This window comes from Pantoea sp. EABMAA-21, from assembly GCF_030053335.1.
Taxonomy (GTDB): Bacteria; Pseudomonadota; Gammaproteobacteria; order Enterobacterales; family Enterobacteriaceae; genus Pantoea; species Pantoea communis.
On sequence record NZ_JASGBX010000006.1, the window covers coordinates 216174 to 236815 of the forward strand.

A 20642-nucleotide genomic window follows, 5' to 3' on the forward strand; every position below is an offset into this window, starting at 1 on the left:
AAGGCCCGCATTGCGGGCCTCTGTTTGGCTGGGTAAAACTTAGACCTTGCGGAAGATCAGCGAGCCGTTGGTGCCGCCAAATCCGAAGGAGTTACACAGCGTGTACTCCAGTCCGCTCACCTGACGTGCTGTATGCGGCACGAAGTCGAGGTCACAACCTTCATCTGGGTTATCCAGGTTGATGGTTGGCGGAACTGCCTGGTCGCGCAGCGCCAGAATCGAATAAATCGCTTCTACCGCGCCTGCTGCACCCAACAGGTGCCCAGTCATGGATTTGGTAGAACTCACCATCACGCTGTGAGCCGCTGCACCAAATACAGACTTGACCGCCTGAGCTTCAGCTTTGTCACCCGCTGGCGTTGAGGTGCCATGCGCGTTGACGTAGCCAATCTGTTCAGCATTCAGCTGCGCGTCACGCAATGCATTCACCATCGCTGCTGCAGCACCTGAACCATCCTCCGGCGGGGACGTCATGTGGTAAGCATCGCTGCTCATGCCGAAACCGACGATTTCAGCATAAATTTTCGCACCGCGCTTTTTCGCATGCTCGTACTCTTCCAGCACCACAATGCCTGCACCATCGCCCAATACGAAACCATCACGGTCTTTATCCCACGGACGGCTTGCCGCCTGCGGATTATCGTTATTGGTTGAGAGCGCACGTGCAGCACCAAAGCCACCCACACCCAGCGGGGTACTGGCTTTTTCAGCACCACCGGCCAGCATGACATCGGCGTCGTTGTACGCAATGATACGCGCAGCATGACCAATGTTATGCACGCCTGAAGTACAAGCGGTTGCAATAGAAATGCTTGGACCTTTCAGACCGTACATGATGGTCAGGTGACCTGCCACCATGTTAACAATGGTAGAAGGAACAAAGAACGGGCTGATTTTGCGCGGACCGCCGTTAACCAGTGAACTGTGGTTGTCTTCAATTAAACCCAGTCCGCCGATGCCGGAACCGATAGCTGCGCCGATGCGACCGGCATTCTCATCAGTCACGACCAGACCGGAGTCCGCCATAGCCTGAATACCAGCCACAATGCCGTATTGGATGAAGTCATCCATCTTGCGCTGATCTTTGCGCGAGATGAATTCATCGCAATTAAAATCTCTTACTAAGCCCGCAAAGCGTGTTGCGTAGGCACTAGTATCAAAATGGTCGATCAGGCTGATGCCGCTCTGACCGGCAAGGAGAGCACTCCAGGTAGACTCTACGGTATTGCCGACAGGAGACAACATGCCAAGACCAGTCACAACTACACGACGCTTAGACACGTACGTCCTCCAGGGAGGGAAAAAATAACGCTATGTGGGGCAAACATAAAACTCAGGCGGTCGAGGTGACCGCCTGAAGATATTCATTAGCCTTGGTGGCTATTGATGTAATCGATCGCTGCCTGAACGGTAGTGATTTTCTCAGCTTCTTCGTCTGGAATTTCAGTATCAAACTCTTCTTCCAGAGCCATTACCAGCTCAACGGTGTCAAGAGAATCTGCACCCAGGTCTTCAACGAAAGAAGCAGTGTTAATCACTTCGTCTTCTTTAACACCCAGCTGCTCAGCTACGATTTTCTTAACGCGTTGTTCGATATCGCTCATACTATTTAATTTCCTATCAAAACTCGCTTTCGCGATGGTTTTCGTAGTGTATAAAATGTTGAAAAAGATGCAACAAAATCCCGGCTGGTCGAACCACGATTTTGCGCTATTCTGCGGTGTTTACCGCAGATAATGCAAATGTTTTCGTGATTATCAGACCATGTACATGCCGCCATTGACGTGGAGCGTCTCACCCGTGATGTAAGAGGCTTCGTCAGAGGCTAAGAATGCAACAGCATTGGCAATCTCCTGCGGGTCGCCTAAACGACCGGCCGGCACTTCTGCCAAAATGCCCGAGCGCTGATCTTCGTTCAGTGCACGCGTCATGTCCGTTTCAATAAAGCCCGGAGCCACGACGTTTACGGTAATGCCACGTGACGCGACTTCTCGCGCCAGTGATTTGCTAAAGCCAATCAAACCTGCTTTTGCTGCCGCATAGTTTGTTTGACCCGCGTTACCCATGGTTCCAACTACAGAACCGATGGTAATGATACGGCCCACGCGTTTTTTCATCATGGCACGCATAACCGCCTTAGAAAGACGGAAGACTGATGTCAGGTTGGTATCGAGGATATCCGCCCACTCATCGTCCTTCATGCGCATCAACAGATTATCACGCGTAATGCCTGCATTATTGACTAAAATGTCCACTTCGCCAAATTCAGCGCGAACTTTCTCGAGCACGCTCTCAATAGAGGCCGCATCGGTCACGTTCAACAGCAGACCTTTGCCGTTATCGCCGAGGTAAGCACTGATTGCTTCCGCACCGCTTTCGCTGGTGGCGGTTCCCACCACTTTCGCACCGCGCGCAACCAACGTTTCCGCGATTGCACGGCCAATGCCGCGGCTTGCGCCAGTCACCAGCGCTACTTTACCTTCAAAGCTCATGTTTTTCCTCTTATTCCTGTGTAAGCGCCGCAGAGAGTGAAGCAGAATCGTTCACGGCTGCAGCGGTCAGGCTATCCACAATACGTTTGGTCAGACCGGTCAGGACTTTACCTGGACCGATTTCCAGCAACTGGCCAACGCCTTGGGTGGCAATAAATTCAACAGCTTCGGTCCAGCGCACCGGGCTATACAGCTGGCGAACCAGTGCACTGCGGATTGCCACGGCATCGGTTTCACACTTGACGTCAACGTTATTGACGACAGGCACAGATGGTGCGTTGAAAGTGATGCTTTCCAGTGCCACAGCCAGTTTATCTGCTGCAGGCTTCATCAACGCGCAATGCGAAGGAACGCTCACAGGTAATGGCAACGCACGCTTGGCACCGGCCGCTTTACAGGCAGCACCTGCACGCTCAACCGCTTCTTTGTTACCCGCGATAACCACCTGGCCTGGCGAATTGAAGTTCACCGGCGAAACCACCTGACCTTGCGCGCTTTCTTCACACGCTTTACGGATAGACTCATCATCAAGCCCGATGATTGCCTGCATGGCTCCGGTCCCTTCAGGAACCGCTTCCTGCATCAGTTTGCCGCGTAATTCGACTAACTTGATTGCGTCCGCAAAGTTCAATACGCCAGCACAGACCAGCGCAGAGTATTCACCCAGGCTATGGCCGGCCATCAGCGCAGGCTGCGGGCCATTTTTGCTCTGCCAGACGCGATAAATCGCGACGGAGGCCGCCAGCAACGCAGGTTGCGTCTGCCAGGTCTTATTCAGTTCTTCAGCTGGACCTTGTTGTACCAACTGCCATAAGTCATATCCCAGTGCATCAGAAGCTTCACGGAAAGTGGCTTCAACCTGCGGGTTTTCCACAGCCAGATCGGCCAGCATGCCGACGGTCTGTGAGCCCTGTCCTGGGAAAACAAAAGCAAATTGTGTCATCTGTCGTTCCTGTCAATCAAAAGCGAACCAGCGCAGAACCCCAGGTGAAACCGCCACCAAAGGCTTCCAGCAAAATCAGTTGGCCAGGCTTGATACGGCCATCTCGCACCGCTTCATCCAGTGCACTTGGCACCGAAGCCGCTGAAGTGTTGCCATGACGATCCAGCGTCACCACCACTTTTTCCATGCCCATGCCGAGCTTTCTGGCCGTTGCGCTGATAATGCGCAGGTTGGCCTGATGTGGCACTAGCCAGTCGAGCATTTCGCGATCAAGGTTGTTGGCTTGCAGCGTCTCGTCCACGATATGGGCAAGCTCGGTCACAGCGACTTTAAAGACTTCATTACCGGCCATCGTGAGATAGGCTGGCTCATCCTGATGTTCACGATCCTGATACGGCAGCGTCAACAGCTTGCCATAACGACCGTCAGCATGCAGATGCGTTGACAGGATACCGGGCTCTTCACTTTGCCCCAGCACCACAGCGCCAGCGCCGTCACCAAACAGGATGATGGTGCCACGATCGTTAGGATCGAGGGTGCGGGCTAAGACGTCCGCACCGATCACCAGCGCGTGTTTGACCACACCGTTTTTGATGTACTGATCGGCAACGCTAAGTGCATAGGTGAAACCTGCACATGCAGCGGCCAGATCGAAAGAAGCGCAGTCATTGATCTCCAGCATCTGTTGAATCATGCACGCTGAACTTGGGAAGGCATGGCTGGAAGAGGTGGTCGCCACGATAATCAGACCAACATCGCTGGCCGCAACGCCTGCCATTTCCAGCGCGCGCTGTGCAGCCGCGAAGCCCATAGTGGCAACCGTTTCATCTGGCGCGGCAATACGGCGCTCACGGATACCGGTACGCGTGACAATCCACTCGTCCGAAGTCTCCACCATTTTTTCCAGATCCGCATTGGAGCGAACCTGCTCAGGCAAATAGCTACCCGTACCGATAATTTTGGTAAACATCTACGCTTTGTCACTCCTGGCTAATACAGCGTCAAGGCGCGCCGCAATCCTCTCTGGGACTTGCCTGCGCACCGCCTGCTCTGCCTGCTCTATCGCCACGGCAAACGCACGTTGATTCGCCGCACCGTGGCTTTTGATCACTGTTCCGCGCAATCCTAACAGACAAGCGCCATTGTACTGGTCGGGGTTGAGATGGCCGAAACGTTTAGCCAGACGCTTTTGCAGCCAGCGCCCGACCCATTTCAACCACCACGCCCGTTTTTTCCCATCCTCTGACGACTTGAGCAGAGAAAGAAACATTCTTACCACGCCTTCCATGGTTTTAAGCGTGACGTTTCCCACGAAGCCATCACAGACCAGCACATCCGTCTTGCCGGTGAGGAGATCATTCCCCTCAAGATAACCAATATAGTTGATTTGCGGCGTATCCCGCAGAACCGCAGATGCTGTGCGAATCGTTTCCAGTCCCTTGGTCTCTTCCTGCCCAATGTTGAGCAGCGCGACACGCGGTCTGTCGATTTCCAGCACTTCCTCGGCCATAACAGCGCCCATGATGGCAAACTGCACCAACATATCGCTATCCGATTCCACATTAGCGCCGAGATCCAGCACCACCGTTTTACCCTGCTGCTGATGCGGCAGAACGGTCATCAGCGCCGGACGCTCAATGCCATCCAGCGGCTTCAATAACATCTTAGCCAGACCCATTAACGCGCCGGTATTGCCTGCACTGATGCAGGCTTGCGCGTTACCCTCTTTCACCAGCTCGAGTGCCACACGCATCGAGCTGCCGCGGCTGTTTCGAATGGCTTGTGAAGGCTTGGCATCACTTGCAATAACCGATTCGGCAGGGATCACCTGCACACGCCCCAGTAACGAGGAATCCGCTTTGGCAAGAAATGACGAGATGATGTCGGGATCACCGACCAGAAGAAGAACCAGATTCGTATGAGAGGCCAGTGCCTGCAAGGATGCAGGCACTGTCACGCAGGGACCGAAATCCCCGCCCATGGCATCAACTGCCAGGGTCAAACGTGTCAAGGTATCGCCTTGCGTAACCGCAAAGAATTACTTGGTGATAACCTTGCGACCGCGGTAGTAACCATCCGCAGTGATATGGTGACGCAGATGAGTTTCACCAGAAACTTTATCTACTGACAGAGCTGCAGTGGTCAGCGCATCGTGCGAACGACGCATACCACGCTTAGAACGGGTTGGTTTATTCTGTTGTACGGCCATGGACCTTACTCCTATTACTTACGCTTTAAACTGGCTAATACGGCAAAGGGATTTGGTTTTTCTGCCTCTTCAGGCAACTTGCCAAATACCATGTCCGCGTCGGACACTTCACAGTGTTCAGAATCATGCACCGGAACTACAGGCAGCGCGAGGATGAGTTCATCTTCGATAACTGCCAGCAAGTCGATTTCGCCGAAATCATTGATATCAACTGGCTCGTAAGCTTCCGGCAGTGCCTCGGCCTGCTCATCAGAAGAGACAGGACTGAAGCAATAGCTTACGTGGACAGCATGCGGGAATGACTGGTTGCAGCGTTGACACGACAATGTCACCTGCACATCAGCTGTTCCTTGCAGAACCGCTAAGCGCTGGTTGTCAATCGCAAACGACATGGTGCATTCCACATCACTGTCCACACTCACGACCGTTTCGGCCAGGCGCGCCACCAATTCAGGTGCATACACACCTTGGTAATCAAGGCGCTTTTGCGCGGCGCGGGCCAGATCGATCGTCAGGGGTAATTTTACCTTTTGCATAGGGCGCGCATATTAACTTTGTAACGTCATAGAGTCAAAGAAAAAGGCCGGTTTACAGCATCTTTCACCCGTTAGTCGCATCCAGTGCGGCGCATAGTTTAAAATGCCTGTCATCTTTACGCTATCTATTCTGAAAAAAAATCATGACACCGTTAATTCTGGCCTCCACTTCCCCATTCCGTCAGGCCTTGCTGAGCAAGCTTGGCCTGCCTTTTATTGCCGTTGCGCCCGATTGCGACGAGACGCCGCAATCGAACGAAACCGCACCGCAGTTAGTGCAACGCTTAGCACTGGCAAAAGCCCAGGCGCTAGCCGCTCGGTTTCCACAAAGCTGGATTATTGGTTCGGATCAGGTCTGCGTGCTTGATGGCAACATCACCGGAAAACCGCATACGGTGGAGAATGCCTGCCGGCAACTGGCTGTGGCCAGTGGCAAAGTGATTACGTTTTATACCGGGCTCGCCTTGATTCAGCCACAAACGGCACAACAGCAGGTGGTTTGTGAACCGTTCAACGTACATTTCCGTCATTTAAGTCAGGCAGAAATTCGTCACTATGTGGAAAAAGAGCAGCCGTTGAATTGTGCGGGCAGCTTTAAAAGCGAAGGTATGGGGATTTGCTTGTTTGAGCGGCTGGAGGGGCGCGATCCCAATACGCTGATTGGATTACCGCTGATAGCGTTAAATAAGATGCTGATCAAAGTGGGCATCAACGCGCTGGGTTGATGCCCGGAAAATCAGGCTTTTTTCTGACGCAACTGCGCCAGGCAGTGTTTCAGCGCATTATCCAGCGGCGCTTCCATTCGCAGGACTTCCCCGGTATTCGGATGGGTAAAGGTCAGCGCTGCAGCATGCAGGAACAACCGCGCCAGGCCCGTTGACGCGAGCTGACGATCAAAGTCCCGATCGCCATAGCGATCGTCAAAAGCGATAGGATGGCCACCATGCAGCGTGTGCACACGGATCTGGTGCGTGCGCCCGGTCACCGGACTGGCTTTTACCAGAGTGGCGAAACCAAAACGCTCTTCCACTTTGAAACGGGTCTCGGAGGGCTTGCCTTCCGCACTGACACGCACCACGCGCTCACCGCTTTGCAAAATATTTTTCAGCAACGGTGCCTGCACCGCTTTCAAATGTGAAGGCCAGTCACCGCGCACCAGCGCCAGATAATCTTTTTGCATGCCCTTTTCACGTAACTGCTCATGCAGCGAACGCAGCGCAGAACGTTTTTTTGCCACCAGCAAAATACCGGAAGTGTCGCGGTCAAGACGATGTACCAGTTCGAGGAAACGGGCTTCAGGACGCAGCGCGCGCAGACCTTCAATCACACCAAAGCTAAGACCGCTACCCCCGTGTACGGCGGTACCTGATGGCTTGTTCAGCACCAGTAGGTGATCGTCCTCATACAGGATGGCATTCGCCAGCGCGGCAACCTTATCGAGTTTCGGTGATACCGCCTGCTCTTCACGCTCAGCCACACGCACTGGCGGAATGCGCACTTCATCCCCCACCTGCAGCTTATACTCGGGTTTCACGCGTCCTTTATTCACGCGCACCTCGCCTTTACGCAAGATGCGATAAATCATACTTTTAGGCACGCCCTTGAGCTGAGTGCGCAAAAAGTTATCAATACGTTGTTCGGCATTTTCAGCCGTAATGGCGACATAAAGTACGCCGGGATTCTCTGTTTTCATGGCGGCGATTCTAAATAGTGTCCCTGGATAGCGCCACCCCTTTTTCTGTGCTTAACTCTCTCTTTGTCGCGCGGACAAAAGGTCATAATGATGACTTTTTCACCGATGCGATGTTAAGCCCTGCAAATGAACAGGTTAAGGATGCACAAACTTCACAGCTCGGCAAAAGTCGCCTTGCTATATGTGAGTGAGCAATGGAATAATGCAAGGGTTTCTGCCCTGGAAAAATTCAGGCAGGAAAAAAGAGCGAAATAAGTCATTTTGCCGGATTGAACGGACACGCAGCAATGGCGTAAGACGTAATGTTAAATCAGGCACTTAGCGGGCTGCGGGTTGCAGCCTGGACGACAGACTGGGATGTGTGGATTTCTGAATTTTCTATAGCTATTCCACCTTCAGGCGCTGTTTTTCCTTATGAAAAACAGGCCACCGACAAGATTTGCGCCCCTTTAGCCGACGACAGCCGTGAGGTTGACGTCAGTGCATTAAGACACGGGGCCATCGGTTGATTCTCGTCCAGGGTAACGATGCCCGCAGCTACATCACTCATGTGAGAATAACGAGTAAGTCACGATGAAAAGAATGTTAATTAACGCATCTCAGCAGGAAGAGTTGCGCGTTGCCCTTGTTGACGGCCAACGTCTGTACGATCTGGATATCGAAAGCCCCGGACACGAGCAGAAAAAAGCCAATATCTACAAAGGTAAAATCACCCGTGTTGAACCCAGCCTCGAAGCGGCATTTGTCGATTACGGTGCTGAACGTCACGGTTTCCTCCCTCTGAAAGAAATTTCCCGCGAATACTTCCCTGCTAATTACAACGCACATGGCCGTCCTAACATCAAAGAGGTGCTGCGTGAAGGTCAGGAAGTTATCGTGCAAATCGATAAAGAGGAGCGTGGAAATAAAGGTGCAGCCTTAACCACCTTCATTTCTCTGGCCGGTAGCTATTTAGTCCTGATGCCGAATAACCCGCGTGCCGGGGGTATTTCCCGCCGTATTGAAGGTGACGATCGCACCGAACTGAAGGAAGCGCTGTCCGCACTGGAACTGCCAGACGGTATGGGTTTGATCGTGCGTACCGCAGGCGTTGGCAAATCTGCCGAATCGCTGCAGTGGGACCTGAGTTTCAGACTGAAGCACTGGGAAGCGATCAAAAAAGCCGCTGATAGCCGCCCTGCCCCGTTCCTGATCCACCAGGAAAGCAACGTCATTGTACGTGCCTTCCGCGACTATCTGCGTCAGGATATTGGTGAGATTCTGATCGATAACCCAAAAGTGCTGGAGCTGGCCCGTCAGCATATTGCTGCGCTCGGTCGCCCGGACTTCAGCAGCAAAATCAAACTGTACACCGGTGAAATTCCGCTGTTCAGCCACTACCAAATTGAGTCGCAGATTGAATCGGCATTCCAGCGCGAAGTGCGCTTGCCTTCCGGTGGCTCAATTGTTATCGATAGCACCGAAGCGCTGACCGCCATCGATATCAACTCCGCCCGTGCAACACGCGGTGGCGACATCGAAGAGACGGCATTCAATACTAACCTCGAAGCGGCTGATGAAATCGCTCGTCAGTTGCGCCTGCGCGACCTCGGCGGCCTGATTGTCATCGACTTCATCGACATGACACCGGTTCGACACCAGCGCGCGGTTGAAAACCGTCTGCGTGAAGCGGTTCGTCAGGATCGTGCACGTATTCAAATCAGTCACATTTCGCGTTTCGGTCTGCTGGAAATGTCGCGTCAGCGTCTTAGCCCATCATTGGGTGAATCCAGCCATCACGTCTGCCCACGCTGTAGCGGCACCGGCACCATCCGTGATAACGAATCGCTCTCGCTGTCTATCTTGCGTCTGATTGAAGAAGAAGCGCTGAAAGACAACACCAAAGAAGTGCATGCGATTGTACCGGTGCCCGTCGCCTCTTACCTGCTGAACGAAAAGCGTGATGCAGTCAGTGCCATCGAGAAACGCCAGGGTGGCGTGCGTGCCATCATCGTGCCAAACGATCAGATGGAAACGCCACATTACTCTGTGCTGCGCGTGCGCAAAGGCGAAGAGACGCAGACACTGTCTTACCACCTGCCGAAACTGCATGAAGCCGAAATGGCGCTGCCTTCGGAAGAAGAGCATGCCGAACGTCGTCGTCCTGAGCAGCCAGCCCTGGCCGCCTTTGTGATGCCTGATGCGCCGCCTGCGCCGGTTGAAGTGGAAAAAGAGAGCCGTAATGCGGTTAAAGCGGATGCAAAACCGGCAGCTGCCGCCGCGGCACCTGCCGTTGCCAGCACTGGCTTTGTCGCTCGCCTGTTAGGCGGTTTGAAAAAACTGTTTGTTGGCGATGCGCCTGCTGCTGCACCTGTTGAAGCTAAACCAGAAGAGAAAGCCGCTGAAAGTGAGAATAATCAGCAGCGTGGCGACCGCCGTAACAACCGTCGTAGCAATAATCGTCGCGATCGCACTCCGCGCAACGGTGAAAATGCTCAGGGTCGCGAAGGCCGTGAAGCGCGTGAGCCACGCGAATCGCGTGAACCACGTGAAGCCCGCGAGCCGCGTGACAATCAGGACAATCGCCGTAACAAACGTCAGAACGAGCCTCGTGGTGAACGTCCAGCGCTGACCGATGAGCAGCTGCAGCAGCGTGATGAGCAGCAGCAACAGCGTCGTGAGCAGCGAGCTGAACGCCAGCGTCGTCGTCAGGATGAGAAACGTAATCAGCAGCAGGATCAAAAAGCCGCTGAAACCATTGCTCAGGCCGAAATCACTGATGAAAACGTTGCGCAGGAAGAAGAACGTGTGCAGGTCATGCCACGCCGTAAACAGCGTCAACTGACCCAGCGCGTGCGCGTGGATGATACTGGCGAAGTGGCGGCAGCCATCTCAGCACCAGCAGCCACGGAAGCGGTTGTGGAAAATGCACAGCGCACTGCATTCAATGAGCAATCTGAAGTCGCTCAGGATGAACAGGATGATAACGAGAACCGTGATAGCGCCAACATGCCGCGTCGCTCACGTCGTTCACCACGTCATCTGCGCGTGAGCGGCCAACGTCGTCGTCGCTACCGTGATGAGCGTTACCCAACCCAATCTGCCATGCCGCTGGAATCGGCTGCATCTTCTCCAGAGATGGCATCCGGCAAAGTCTGGATTACCTACCCGGTTGCTCAGGCCCACGATCAGTTCTCCTCTCAGGAAGCGCTGAACGAAATGCCTGATTACAGCTATCAACATACCGGTGAAGCGGACGCACTGCCGGTTGCGGCAGCAGCAGAACAGGTTACTCAGCCAGCAGCGCAAGAGGCTGTTCATCAGTCTGAGCCACAGGCACACACTGAAGTGCCGGTGGTGAACACCGATGACCTGACCCCAGTCGCTGCGCCTGTTAATGAAGAGCCTGCCGTGATTTCTGCCGCTGTTGAGCAGATTGCACAACAAACCGCTGCTGAAGCCGTACCGGCCGATGAAGTGACAACGGCACCGGCTGACACAGTCATCGCTGATGAAGTTGAAGATATTCAGGCTGAAGTTGCACCCGCTGCGGAAGTTGCTGCTGCATCGTCTGAAGTGGCACCGGCTGCGGCGCCTGCATCGACTGAGACAGTTTCTGCTACTGAAGTGACACCAGCTGAAGAAGTCCCTGCTGCGGAAATTACCGCACCACAGGTCAGCGAAGCCGTGGCTGAGCAAGCGCCTGCTGAAGTTCAGCCTGCTGTTGCAGCGGCTGAGCAAGCGCCTGCTGACGTTGAGCCTGCTGTTGCGGCGAAAGTGGAAGAAGCACTGGCTGCACCCGTGGCTGCTGAAGCGCCTGCTGCACCGGTTACTGAACCGCATGCTCCTGTTGCTGCACGTGATACCGCAGTGAGCAACGCTGATACCCGCTGGAAGCACCACGCCACGGCGCCAATGACCAAAGCACCTGCTCCGGCATGGGAGCCAGAAGTCGTTCGTCACAGCGATTGGGTTCGCCCACCGTTTGACTTCGAAGGCCGTGGCTCTGCGGGCGGCCATAGCGCCACGCATCAGGCGACGGCACCGGCAACACGTCCGGAAAGCGTTTAAGTCTTAGTCGCTAATCAGCGTTAACAAAACCCCGACTGGTTCGGGGTTTTTTATTGCCTGTCGATCCTGCTCTGCCGCAATGACTCGTGATGATCTGGCAGAGTAAACAAACAGACCGCTGCGCCGCAGGAGGCAGGTGCGAAGAGGTGATGATCTGGCAGAGTAGACAAACAGACCGCGGCTCCGCAGGTGCCAGGTGCGATGAACGGTGCGACGAAATGACAGGCAAAAAAAATCCCACGGCCCCAAAAGGCGGTGGGAGAAACTAAGCGCGCCCGGTTTAAGCACGCTCAAATTTTCAAGTCAGATCTTATGAATTCAGCTGGAACAGTGACATCTTCGACATATCAGTGAAGGTCTTGTAAGACGCTTGCAGTGCTGTCTGTTGCATGGTGTAACTGGAAATGGCGGAGGTGTAATCGACATCTACCAAATCGCTCATTTGCGACGTCATGATAGTATCGCGATCGTCACCCTGCGCATTCAGCGTGTCGAGTTCTGACAACTGTGTACCGACTGCAGAACGCACAGTCAAAACGTTGTTCAGTGAATTACTGAGGCCACGGTTGGTTTTATCCATCGCATCCTGGAACGTTTGTTTGGTCGCATCATCCGCATTGTCTTGTGGCACTTTAAGGGCCGCAATGGCGCTGTCGAGCATATTAAAGACATTGGTCTCGCTCGCCGTTCCATCTGGTTCAACTTTCGCATTGCTGGTAATCGACATGAACACAGAAGATCCGGTACTGCTCACATCCATAGTGCGCCCATCATCGACTTTCTGCGTGATAGCCTGATCGCCGCCCACATAGCTCACGCCAGTGCCGGCAGTATCGGTGAATGGTGCCGTATCGGTTTTGTAACCGGCGAAAATATAGCGACCATTACCATCCTGGCTGTTGGCCTGATTGAGCAACTGGGCGCGAATACCTTCCAGTTGGGTGGCGATAGAGGCACGGTCGTCATCGCTAAGTGTGCCGGTAGAGCCATAAACGATCAGGGTTTGTGCATCCTGAATGCTACTGGTCGCGCCTTTAAGCGCATTCTCTTCCATCGACAAGCTTTGATCCGCGAAACTACGCGCGGTAGCGTATTGGGTACTTTTCGCCTGAGACTGCGACAGCACCACGGCACGAGAGGCCGCAATGGGATCATCAGATGGGTTGTTAACACGACGACCGCTGGAAAGCTGTTCGCCCACTTTTAACCAGGAAGATTGCGAGTCAGTAATCCCGCGCACCTGCTGGTCAAAAATCATATTGGTACTAAGACGCATGGTTTTTATCCTCTATGCTTAGCCGCGGATGTCCATCAGCGCGTTGAAAATCGTGCTGGCGGTTTGCAATACCTGCGCATTCGCCATATAAAACTGCTGATATTTGGTCAGGTTGGCGTACTCTTCATCAAGGTTCACCCCTGAGACCGACTGCTGACGGTCGGTAAGCTGATCGACCACGTTTTTCTGCGTGGTACTGGCCGTTTCCAGCGTGCTGGTTTTGTTACCCACCGTGCTGACGATGCTGGCATACGCTTGCGCAATCGTTGCGTTGCCGTTAACCAACTTCGCATCCTGCAAATCCAGCATTTTTTGGGCGTTGGTGTTGTCACTTTCGCCACTGGTCGCACTGGATGCAGCAGCGATTTGCGATTCATCCGTGATAGCCACAGACATACTGCTAATCACGTTCTGGACCGGTTTTACCAGGAAACTATCTTTATTATCAGGCGTACCGGTAACGGTTAATTTCAGACCATCAAAGCTCAGTGTGCCGTCTGTCGCATCAGGCGTAACGCTAAATTTCACGTTGTCAGACAAGCGAGTCACAGACCAGGTACTGCTGGCGCTGTCATAGCTCATGGAGTAGTTTGAGGCTTTAAGCGCACTGGTATCAGACCATTCTGCGGTCACCGTTGCAGTGGACGTATTCTTGCTGTTACTCACTACGTTCGGTGAGCCGATGTTGAAGAATTTCGTGCCCAGATCGCCGTTACTGTCATATCCTGCAGTTTGCACGGCGTTAAAGCTGGTGGTGAAGGCTGCCGCTAACTGGCCAAGCTGATTCTGTGCGGTATCTAAATCCTGCGTGCGGAACGCCAGCAAACCACCCAGTGAACCGGTCGTCAGGGTTTTTTCAGGAATTTCGACATTACCTGCTTGCTTGTCGACATAACCAACAGTGATACGCGAGTTATCGGCGCTGGAAGGCATCGCGACCAAATTAGTCGAATTTTTGCCGTTAACCAGAGTGACACTCCCCATCGAGACGATATAGCTACCCTCTTGCTGAGAGACGTTTACCCCAACGATGTTATTAAGGTTGTTCACCAACTGATCGCGTTGATCCAGCAGATCATTCGGTGCAGCACCGTTGCCGGTGGTCAGTTTTGCAATCTGGGTGTTGAGATCGGCAATCTGGCTGGTGTAGGTATTAATCTGGTCAACGTTAGAGGCGATGTCCGTATTCACGCTGGTTTGCATGTTATTCAAGTACTGCGCCGTGGTCTGAAACTGATTGACCAACCCCTGGGCATAGCTCAGCATTGATTGACGTGCAGACGGATCGTTTGCATTACTTACCACGTTTTGCACATTGGTAAAGAAGCTTTGAATCGACGTTGAAAGGCTGGTGGTCGATGTCGACAGCAGGTCATCAATGTTTGAAATCTGACTGTATTGGGTATTCACCGCGCTGTAATTGGCATTGGATCCGCGCAACTGAGCAGTAACAAACTCATCATATTCACGCTGCACGCCAGACAGCGTCACGCCATTGCCATAGTAGCTGTTGCCTTGTAGGGTGCTATTGGCCTGCGACAGAATGGTGGTCTGACGTGAGTAACCCGCTACCGTGTAGTTGCTGATGTTGTTACTGGTGGTGCTTAATGCGGCCTGTGCGGCGCTCAGCCCACTCATCGCTGAGTTAATTATGCTGGACATCTCGGTTCCTTTATTTCCCGTTAACCGGGCTGGCAGTCATCAGTGCGATTGGGCGGGCTAAAACGCCCGCAGCTTATGATGGTTATCGGCGTGCTTAAGTGAAACTTGAGGTAAAAAATCAGAACAAATCGGTGATATCCTGGCTGTACGCCTTCACGACTTTCTCGCCCATGTTTTTGAATTGCTGGATCATTCCCACCAATTTCTGCGCATATTTCGGATCGGTGGCGTAGCCCGCTGCCTGCAGGGCTCGTGCGCCCTGCTCCGGCGTTGCGGCATTGGCAACGGCGGCATAGCGCGGGTTATTGGACAGCAGCTTGACGTAGTCGCTGAGTGCTTCCATATAGGAGCCATACACACGGAAGGAGGCACGCACTTTCTTCGCCACGCCACCTTCATATTCGGTGGTCATGATGTCGGTGGTTGCGCCCTTCCAGTCACCCCCGGCCTTGATGCCAAACACGTTGTAGCTCGGCTTGCCGTCACGCGTCAGGATCTGGCGCTGACCCCAGCCCGATTCCAGCGCCGCCTGGGCAAGGATCAAGTGATGAGGAATACCACTCTGCTGACTCGCGGCCTGCGCGGGTTGGGATAACTGGGCAATAAAGTCGTTGCTATCCGCTGGGAAACTGGACGGCGAGACCGGCAGACGCGGCACCGCTTTGCGTACCATCTGCTCCAGTTGGTTGGAAGGCAGATTGCTATAAATGAAGCTGTTATCCAGCTTCATCGGTACCGTGCCAGCGGTTTCATCAGGCTCTTGCGCGGGCTGCATCTGTTTGACGATCAAATCCGCCATACCCAGCCCGCGTTTACCGATTTCCTGCGCAATCTGCTGATCGTACATTGAGGTGTACATCTTCGTTGAGTCGCTGCTAAAGATGCCATCCTGCGGCAACGCTTCACGCATGCTCTTCAACATCATCTGTACGAACATTCCCTCAACCTGTTTTGCCACCTGCAGCGCCTTCCCTTTCGGGTCGGCGGCTGCTTCGCGTTTCAGGTTGTTCAGTGAGCGGCTGTCATAGGCCGCACTCATCAGCGATTGCGTATCGGTCATCAGATGATTTCCAGTTTGGCGCGCAGACAGCCTGCACTTTGCATCGACTGCAGAATCGACATCAGCTCAATCGGCGTTGCGCCCAGGGCGTTAAGTGCACGGACCACGTTATTAAGGTTGGCGCTGGCGTTAACACGCTGCAAGGCTCCGCCGCTCTGGCGCAAGTCGATCTGCGTCTGCGTAGTCGCCACGGTTTGTCCACCGGCGAACGGCGTGTTCGGCTGGCTGACGTTCTGCTGCTGATTCACTGTCACCGACAAGTTGCCTTGCGCCACAGCACAGGTATTGAGCGTCACCTCGCGGTTCATGACCACCGAACCGGTACGCGAGTTGATGATGACTTTGGCATCTTCAACCGGCACGGAAACGTCTATATTCTGGATTTCTGACAGCAGGCGCACCTGTGAACTGTTGTTGGGTGAAACGCGAATCTGCACGGTACGCGCATCAAGTGGCTGCGCTGAACCCACGCCACGGCTATTAATCGCATCGGCAATACGCTGCGCCATGGTGAAATCTTCAGTATTCAGTTGGAGATTGATGGTGTTTTGGCTGCCAAAGTTACTTTGCAGCTCGCGCTCTACCGTTGCACCATTAGTAATGCGGCCACCGTTTAGCTGGTTAACCTGCACACTGCTGCCGCCTGCAGATGCACCTGCACCGCCCACCAGAATATTTCCCTGCGCCAGCGCATACACCTGGTTATCGACCCCTTTCATCGGCGTCATTAACAGCGTGCCACCGCGCAGGCTTTTGGCGTTACCCAGCGAAGAGACCACCACGTCAATATTCTGCCCCTGCCGCGCAAACGACGGCAGCTTCGCCGTGACCATCACCGCCGCCACGTTTTTCAGCTGCATATTGGTGCCGGTGGGCACGGTGATACCGAGCTGCGACAGCATGTTGCTTACCGTCTGGGTGGTAAACGGGGTTTGTGTTGTCTGGTCACCTGTCCCATCAAGCCCCACCACCAGGCCGTAGCCGATCAGCTGGTTTTCGCGCACGCCCTGCACGGATGTCAGATCGCGAATGCGGTCAGCCTGGGCCATCAGACTGACACCGAGCAGCAGGCTCAGGCTCAGACGCAGCAGAGTGTTCATTTTCATCATTACCTCGATTACATCGGCGACACGTTCAGGAAGAAACGCTGGAACCAGCCCATGGTTTGCGCCTCATTGATATACCCGTTTCCGACATACTCAATACGTGCATCGGCCACCTGCGTTGACAACACGGCGTTGCTGGCGCTGATGGTGCGTGGGTTAACCACACCGGAGAAGCGAATAAATTCGGTTCCCTGGTTAATTTCGATCTGTTTCTCACCGACCACGCGCAGGTTGCCATTCGACAACACCTGATTCACGGTGACGGTGATGGTGCCGGTAAAGGTGTTATTGGCCGTTGCGCCACCTTTGCCAGCGAAGTCATTTTTGCCATTGGCATCCAGTCCGGCTTTCTCACCGGCGGCGCCGACCAGACCGCTCAGGCCGGTTGGCACAGTGCTCACGCCAAAGCTGTTGCTGCCATCGCGGCTCGCATTGGCTGAAGAACTTTTGCTGGCGCTGACATTTTCTTGCAGCGTAATCGTCAGAGTATCGCCAATGTTACGTGGACGGCGGTCTTCGAACAGCGGCTGATAGCCATAGTTCAGTGGCGCAACGCCCTGGAAAATGGAACCGTTTACCACTGGCGGTGCGGAAGGCGTGGGTTCTGCCGTTGTGGCACCCTGCACCAGAGGCGTACGCGGGACTAACGCACAACCGTTTAATGTCAGTAGCAGCGTGGCTACTAACCAATGCCCAGGCTTGAGAATCACTTGCTTCGCCACGGAGTTCTGACCTTATTCATGTTCTTAATCGGGCCAGCCAGGCTGGCCCAACGGCCCCAGATTAAACCTGGGTTAATTTCTGCAGCATCTGATCAGAGGTGGTGATCGCTTTGCTGTTGATTTCATAAGCACGCTGCGTCTGAATCATGGTGACCAACTCTTCCGCCACGTTGACGTTAGAGGTTTCAACATAACCCTGATACAGCAAACCAGCGCCGTTCTGCCCTGGCGTACTCTGCGTCGCCGCACCGGATGCCTGCGTTTCCTGATAGAGGTTTTCACCCAGGCTATCGAGGCCCGCATCGTTCATAAAGGTGCTCAGCGTCAACTGTCCCACCTGCGCTGGGTTGGTCTGCCCCTGCTGCGTCACGCTCACCACACCGTCACGCGAGATGGTGATGCTGGTGGCGTTCGCCGGAATAGTGATCCCAGGCTGAACCGGATAGCCGGCGTTGGTCACCAGCTGACCGTTCTGATCTACCTGGAATGAACCGTCACGCGTATATGAAGAGGTACCGTCTGGCATCTGCACTTCGAAATAACCCTGACCGTTGATCGCCACGTCTTTTGAGTTGCTGGTCTGCGACAGGTTGCCCTGGGTATGCAGACGCTCGGTGGTCACTGGGCGCACACCGGTACCAATCTGCAAGCCTGAAGGCAATGTGGTCTGTTCCGATGACTGCGTGCCCGGCTGACGCAGCGTCTGATACATCAGATCTTCGAACACGGCACGCGAACGTTTAAACCCGTTGGTTGAAACGTTCGCAAGGTTGTTCGAAATGACGTCCATATTGGTTTGCTGGGCGTCAAGGCCGGTTTTAGCGATCCATAAAGAACGAATCATGTTGTTTTCCTTACGCCTTAGCTGCTCATGTTGAGCAGTTGATTGGCTTTTTGTTCGTTTTCATCGACGTTAGTGATGACTTTCATCTGCATCTCGAAACGTCGGGCGTTGGCGATCATGTCGACCATGGTTTCCACTGGCTTAACGTTGCTGCCTTCCAGCACGCCTGGCATAACGGCGACCGTTGCATCAGGGGCTAAAGCCGCACCGCGTGTCGCCTGCGTCGCCTGGGTTGGACGGAACATACCGTCGTCACCGCGCTGTAACTCTTTGCCCGTGGCCTTAACCAGCTTCAGCTTGCCAATCTGTACCGTGGCGTTTGGCGCATCACCCGCATTACGCGAGGTGATGGTACCGTCAGCCGCGATAGTCAGCTCGGAGCCTTGTGGAATGGCGATTGGACCGCCATCGCCCATCACGGGATTGCCCTGAATGGTCAAAATACCGGTCGAGCTGATCTGCATGTTGCCGTTGCGGGTATAGGCTTCAGAACCGTCAGCGGTACGCACCGCCAGCCAGCCATCTTGCTGTACCGCCACATCGAGCGGGCGTCCGGTGTTGTCCATGGCGCCTGGCGTCATATCGGCACCCGGCGTTGAGGCAGCCACTAAGGTGCGCGTCGGCAGCGACCAGCCGTTGACCGGCACCGCGCGCAACGCGTTGAGCTGGGCGCGGAAGCCCGGCGTTGAGGCGTTGGCGAGGTTGCTGGCGGTCACCGATTGTTGTTCCATCGTCTGACTGGCGGCGCCCATCGCGGTGTATATTGCGTGATCCATAATGCAATCCCGTTAGCGAATTAACGTAAGTTGATCAGGGTGTTGAGGATCTGATCCTGCGTTTTAATCGTCTGGCTGTTCGCCTGATAGTTACGTTGTGCAACGATCATGTTGACCAGCTCTTTACTCAGATCGACGTTGGAGGCTTCCAGTGCACCTGAAGTCAGTGAACCGTAAGTGCCGGTGTTAGCCAAACCGATAGCTGCCTGACCCGAAGAGTTGGTCGCAGACCAGACGTTATCGCCTTCTGACTGCAGGCCTTCCGGGTTAGAGAAGCTGGCCAGAACGATTTGACCCAGCAGCTGAGTTTTCTGGTTCGAATAGGTACCGGTAATGGTGCCGTCATCGTTGATGGCGTAGCTGGTCAGGTCGCCCGGCGCATAACCATCCTGCGTTGGGTTTCCGAATGACGTGGTGCCGGTGTTTTGTTGCTGGCTTCCAAGTACGCTCAACGTGATGGCCTGATTAGCCGCAGCACCATTAGATCCCTGAATAGTCAAGCCAACAGTGGTTGCGCCTGCGGTGGTTGTCCCGCCGCTTGTGATAGATTGCAGCTTACCGTTGGAGTCAAAGGTCATGGAGAAATCACCTGCTGACGTTCCAGTCGTGGAATCAATCGCGTGCACATCCCAGTTGTTATCACTGGTTTTCACATAATAGAGGTCGAGAGCATGATCGTTACCCTGTGAGTCATACACAGTGACGGTGCTTTTGGCGTTGTAGCTATCGACGTCTGACGAGCTGAAGGTTGCCACTGTTGGCACGCTATCTGTGGAGTTCAGGTTAGACACCAAACCGGCGGTCGTGGTCGCGCGCGCCGACATCTGCGTCGTCGGTACGCTCAATGCCACCGGGTTTGCACCCGTCTGAATGGTCGGCGGGGTACCGGTTGCCGGATAGCCGGTCACGCTCATGCCCTGAGTGTTCACCAGGTTACGGTTGGCATCCAGCGTGAACTGACCATTACGAGAGTAGTACACGCTACCCGCAGCATCGGTCATACGGAAGAAACCGTTACCGCTCAGTGCCACGTCCAGACCACGGCTGGTTGAGGTCGTGGTACCGTCGTTGAAGTTCTGAATAACCGCAGCGACCTTGGTGCCCATACCGATATTTGAACCAGCAAACATATCCGCGAACGAAATGGTGCTGGATTTGAAACCCGCGGTCGCGGAGTTGGCGATGTTGTTACCAATGACATCCAGGTTACTGGAGGCCGCATTCATACCACTGACAGCTTGAGAAAAAGACATAACGTGTCTCCTGCTAAAAT

20 protein-coding genes are annotated in these 20642 nt (G+C 54.2%); 3 read left to right on the top strand and 17 right to left on the bottom strand.

Features of this window, described 5'->3' with window-relative positions; genetic code table 11:
- Positions 1-39: 39 nt before the first annotated feature.
- From fabF to yceD, 8 genes are all read right to left on the bottom strand, one after another.
- The gene (gene fabF, locus QMZ65_RS11435; protein ID WP_283216001.1) at positions 40-1281 is read right to left on the bottom strand and encodes a beta-ketoacyl-ACP synthase II; all 1242 of its coding nucleotides are present in this window, start codon (positions 1279-1281) and stop codon (positions 40-42) included.
- An 86-nt stretch (positions 1282-1367) separates the two neighbouring features.
- Complete coding sequence (gene acpP, locus QMZ65_RS11440; RefSeq protein ID WP_007885774.1) at positions 1368-1604, bottom strand: acyl carrier protein; 237 nt, start codon at positions 1602-1604, stop codon at positions 1368-1370.
- Between the two features lie 153 nt (positions 1605-1757).
- The gene (fabG, locus tag QMZ65_RS11445; RefSeq protein ID WP_034830697.1) at positions 1758-2492 is read right to left on the bottom strand and encodes a 3-oxoacyl-ACP reductase FabG; all 735 of its coding nucleotides are present in this window, start codon (positions 2490-2492) and stop codon (positions 1758-1760) included.
- Between the two features lie 10 nt (positions 2493-2502).
- Positions 2503-3435 (bottom strand): ACP S-malonyltransferase, encoded by a 933-nt coding sequence (gene fabD, locus QMZ65_RS11450; RefSeq protein ID WP_160832491.1) that lies wholly within the window; start codon positions 3433-3435, stop codon positions 2503-2505.
- Positions 3436-3451: 16 nt separating this feature from the next.
- Positions 3452-4405 (bottom strand): beta-ketoacyl-ACP synthase III, encoded by a 954-nt coding sequence (locus tag QMZ65_RS11455; protein ID WP_034830694.1) that lies wholly within the window; start codon positions 4403-4405, stop codon positions 3452-3454.
- Positions 4406-5446, bottom strand: a complete 1041-nt coding sequence (plsX, locus tag QMZ65_RS11460) for a phosphate acyltransferase PlsX (RefSeq protein ID WP_034830692.1) — start codon at positions 5444-5446, stop codon at positions 4406-4408. It lies immediately after the preceding gene.
- A gap of 27 nt (positions 5447-5473) precedes the next feature.
- Complete coding sequence (rpmF, locus tag QMZ65_RS11465) at positions 5474-5644, bottom strand: 50S ribosomal protein L32 (protein ID WP_007885783.1); 171 nt, start codon at positions 5642-5644, stop codon at positions 5474-5476.
- A gap of 14 nt (positions 5645-5658) precedes the next feature.
- The gene (gene yceD, locus QMZ65_RS11470; RefSeq protein WP_034830691.1) at positions 5659-6180 is read right to left on the bottom strand and encodes a 23S rRNA accumulation protein YceD; all 522 of its coding nucleotides are present in this window, start codon (positions 6178-6180) and stop codon (positions 5659-5661) included.
- Between the two features lie 143 nt (positions 6181-6323).
- Between yceD and QMZ65_RS11475 the strand changes: the two genes are divergently transcribed.
- A complete protein-coding gene (locus QMZ65_RS11475) occupies positions 6324-6905 on the top strand; it encodes a Maf family protein (RefSeq protein WP_283216002.1) in 582 nt (193 codons plus the stop codon).
- Positions 6906-6916: 11 nt separating this feature from the next.
- On the opposite strand, the gene rluC is transcribed toward QMZ65_RS11475, so the two are convergent.
- Entirely contained in the window at positions 6917-7873 is a 957-nt protein-coding gene (gene rluC / locus QMZ65_RS11480; RefSeq protein ID WP_097119613.1) for a 23S rRNA pseudouridine(955/2504/2580) synthase RluC, read from the bottom strand.
- Positions 7874-8175: 302 nt separating this feature from the next.
- Between rluC and QMZ65_RS11485 the strand changes: the two genes are divergently transcribed.
- Positions 8176-8382, top strand: a complete 207-nt coding sequence (locus tag QMZ65_RS11485; RefSeq protein ID WP_141399045.1) for a hypothetical protein — start codon at positions 8176-8178, stop codon at positions 8380-8382.
- A gap of 64 nt (positions 8383-8446) precedes the next feature.
- A complete protein-coding gene (gene rne / locus QMZ65_RS11490; RefSeq protein ID WP_283216003.1) occupies positions 8447-11923 on the top strand; it encodes a ribonuclease E in 3477 nt (1158 codons plus the stop codon).
- A gap of 310 nt (positions 11924-12233) precedes the next feature.
- Here the strand turns inward: rne and flgL are convergent, their stop codons facing one another.
- The 8 genes from flgL to flgE form a co-directional block, all read right to left on the bottom strand.
- Positions 12234-13199 carry a flagellar hook-associated protein FlgL gene (gene flgL / locus QMZ65_RS11495; protein ID WP_166931821.1) on the bottom strand — a complete coding sequence of 322 codons (966 nt, stop codon included), beginning with the start codon at positions 13197-13199 and terminating at the stop codon, positions 12234-12236.
- A gap of 18 nt (positions 13200-13217) precedes the next feature.
- Positions 13218-14861: a flagellar hook-associated protein FlgK gene (gene flgK, locus QMZ65_RS11500; RefSeq protein WP_283216004.1), complete on the bottom strand. Its 1644-nt coding sequence runs from the start codon at positions 14859-14861 to the stop codon at positions 13218-13220.
- A gap of 118 nt (positions 14862-14979) precedes the next feature.
- Positions 14980-15921, bottom strand: a complete 942-nt coding sequence (gene flgJ, locus QMZ65_RS11505; protein ID WP_283216005.1) for a flagellar assembly peptidoglycan hydrolase FlgJ — start codon at positions 15919-15921, stop codon at positions 14980-14982.
- Complete coding sequence (locus tag QMZ65_RS11510; RefSeq protein WP_045813994.1) at positions 15921-17027, bottom strand: flagellar basal body P-ring protein FlgI; 1107 nt, start codon at positions 17025-17027, stop codon at positions 15921-15923. The genes flgJ and QMZ65_RS11510 overlap by 1 nt, the downstream gene beginning before the upstream one ends.
- An 11-nt stretch (positions 17028-17038) precedes the next feature.
- Positions 17039-17749 carry a flagellar basal body L-ring protein FlgH gene (locus QMZ65_RS11515; protein WP_034830679.1) on the bottom strand — a complete coding sequence of 237 codons (711 nt, stop codon included), beginning with the start codon at positions 17747-17749 and terminating at the stop codon, positions 17039-17041.
- 61 nt (positions 17750-17810) lie between these two features.
- Positions 17811-18593 carry a flagellar basal-body rod protein FlgG gene (gene flgG / locus QMZ65_RS11520; RefSeq protein WP_034830678.1) on the bottom strand — a complete coding sequence of 261 codons (783 nt, stop codon included), beginning with the start codon at positions 18591-18593 and terminating at the stop codon, positions 17811-17813.
- 17 nt (positions 18594-18610) lie between these two features.
- Positions 18611-19369: a flagellar basal body rod protein FlgF gene (locus tag QMZ65_RS11525; protein ID WP_034830676.1), complete on the bottom strand. Its 759-nt coding sequence runs from the start codon at positions 19367-19369 to the stop codon at positions 18611-18613.
- 20 nt (positions 19370-19389) lie between these two features.
- Positions 19390-20622, bottom strand: coding sequence for a flagellar hook protein FlgE (flgE, locus tag QMZ65_RS11530; protein ID WP_097119609.1), 1233 nt, complete (start codon positions 20620-20622; stop codon positions 19390-19392).
- Between the last annotated feature and the right edge of the window lie 20 nt (positions 20623-20642).

Coding starts and splice junctions, on each gene's coding strand:
- acpP (WP_007885774.1), bottom strand. CDS start 1,604: ATGAGCGATATCGAACAACGCGTTAAGAAAATCGTAGCTGAGCAGCTG.
- fabG (WP_034830697.1), bottom strand. CDS start 2,492: ATGAGCTTTGAAGGTAAAGTAGCGCTGGTGACTGGCGCAAGCCGCGGC.
- fabD (WP_160832491.1), bottom strand. CDS start 3,435: ATGACACAATTTGCTTTTGTTTTCCCAGGACAGGGCTCACAGACCGTC.
- QMZ65_RS11455 (WP_034830694.1), bottom strand. CDS start 4,405: ATGTTTACCAAAATTATCGGTACGGGTAGCTATTTGCCTGAGCAGGTT.
- rpmF (WP_007885783.1), bottom strand. CDS start 5,644: ATGGCCGTACAACAGAATAAACCAACCCGTTCTAAGCGTGGTATGCGT.
- yceD (WP_034830691.1), bottom strand. CDS start 6,180: ATGCAAAAGGTAAAATTACCCCTGACGATCGATCTGGCCCGCGCCGCG.
- QMZ65_RS11475 (WP_283216002.1), top strand. CDS start 6,324: ATGACACCGTTAATTCTGGCCTCCACTTCCCCATTCCGTCAGGCCTTG.
- rluC (WP_097119613.1), bottom strand. CDS start 7,873: ATGAAAACAGAGAATCCCGGCGTACTTTATGTCGCCATTACGGCTGAA.
- QMZ65_RS11485 (WP_141399045.1), top strand. CDS start 8,176: ATGTTAAATCAGGCACTTAGCGGGCTGCGGGTTGCAGCCTGGACGACA.
- rne (WP_283216003.1), top strand. CDS start 8,447: ATGAAAAGAATGTTAATTAACGCATCTCAGCAGGAAGAGTTGCGCGTT.
- flgL (WP_166931821.1), bottom strand. CDS start 13,199: ATGCGTCTTAGTACCAATATGATTTTTGACCAGCAGGTGCGCGGGATT.
- flgK (WP_283216004.1), bottom strand. CDS start 14,861: ATGTCCAGCATAATTAACTCAGCGATGAGTGGGCTGAGCGCCGCACAG.
- flgJ (WP_283216005.1), bottom strand. CDS start 15,921: ATGACCGATACGCAATCGCTGATGAGTGCGGCCTATGACAGCCGCTCA.
- QMZ65_RS11510 (WP_045813994.1), bottom strand. CDS start 17,027: ATGAAAATGAACACTCTGCTGCGTCTGAGCCTGAGCCTGCTGCTCGGT.
- flgG (WP_034830678.1), bottom strand. CDS start 18,593: ATGATTCGTTCTTTATGGATCGCTAAAACCGGCCTTGACGCCCAGCAA.
- QMZ65_RS11525 (WP_034830676.1), bottom strand. CDS start 19,369: ATGGATCACGCAATATACACCGCGATGGGCGCCGCCAGTCAGACGATG.
- flgE (WP_097119609.1), bottom strand. CDS start 20,622: ATGTCTTTTTCTCAAGCTGTCAGTGGTATGAATGCGGCCTCCAGTAAC.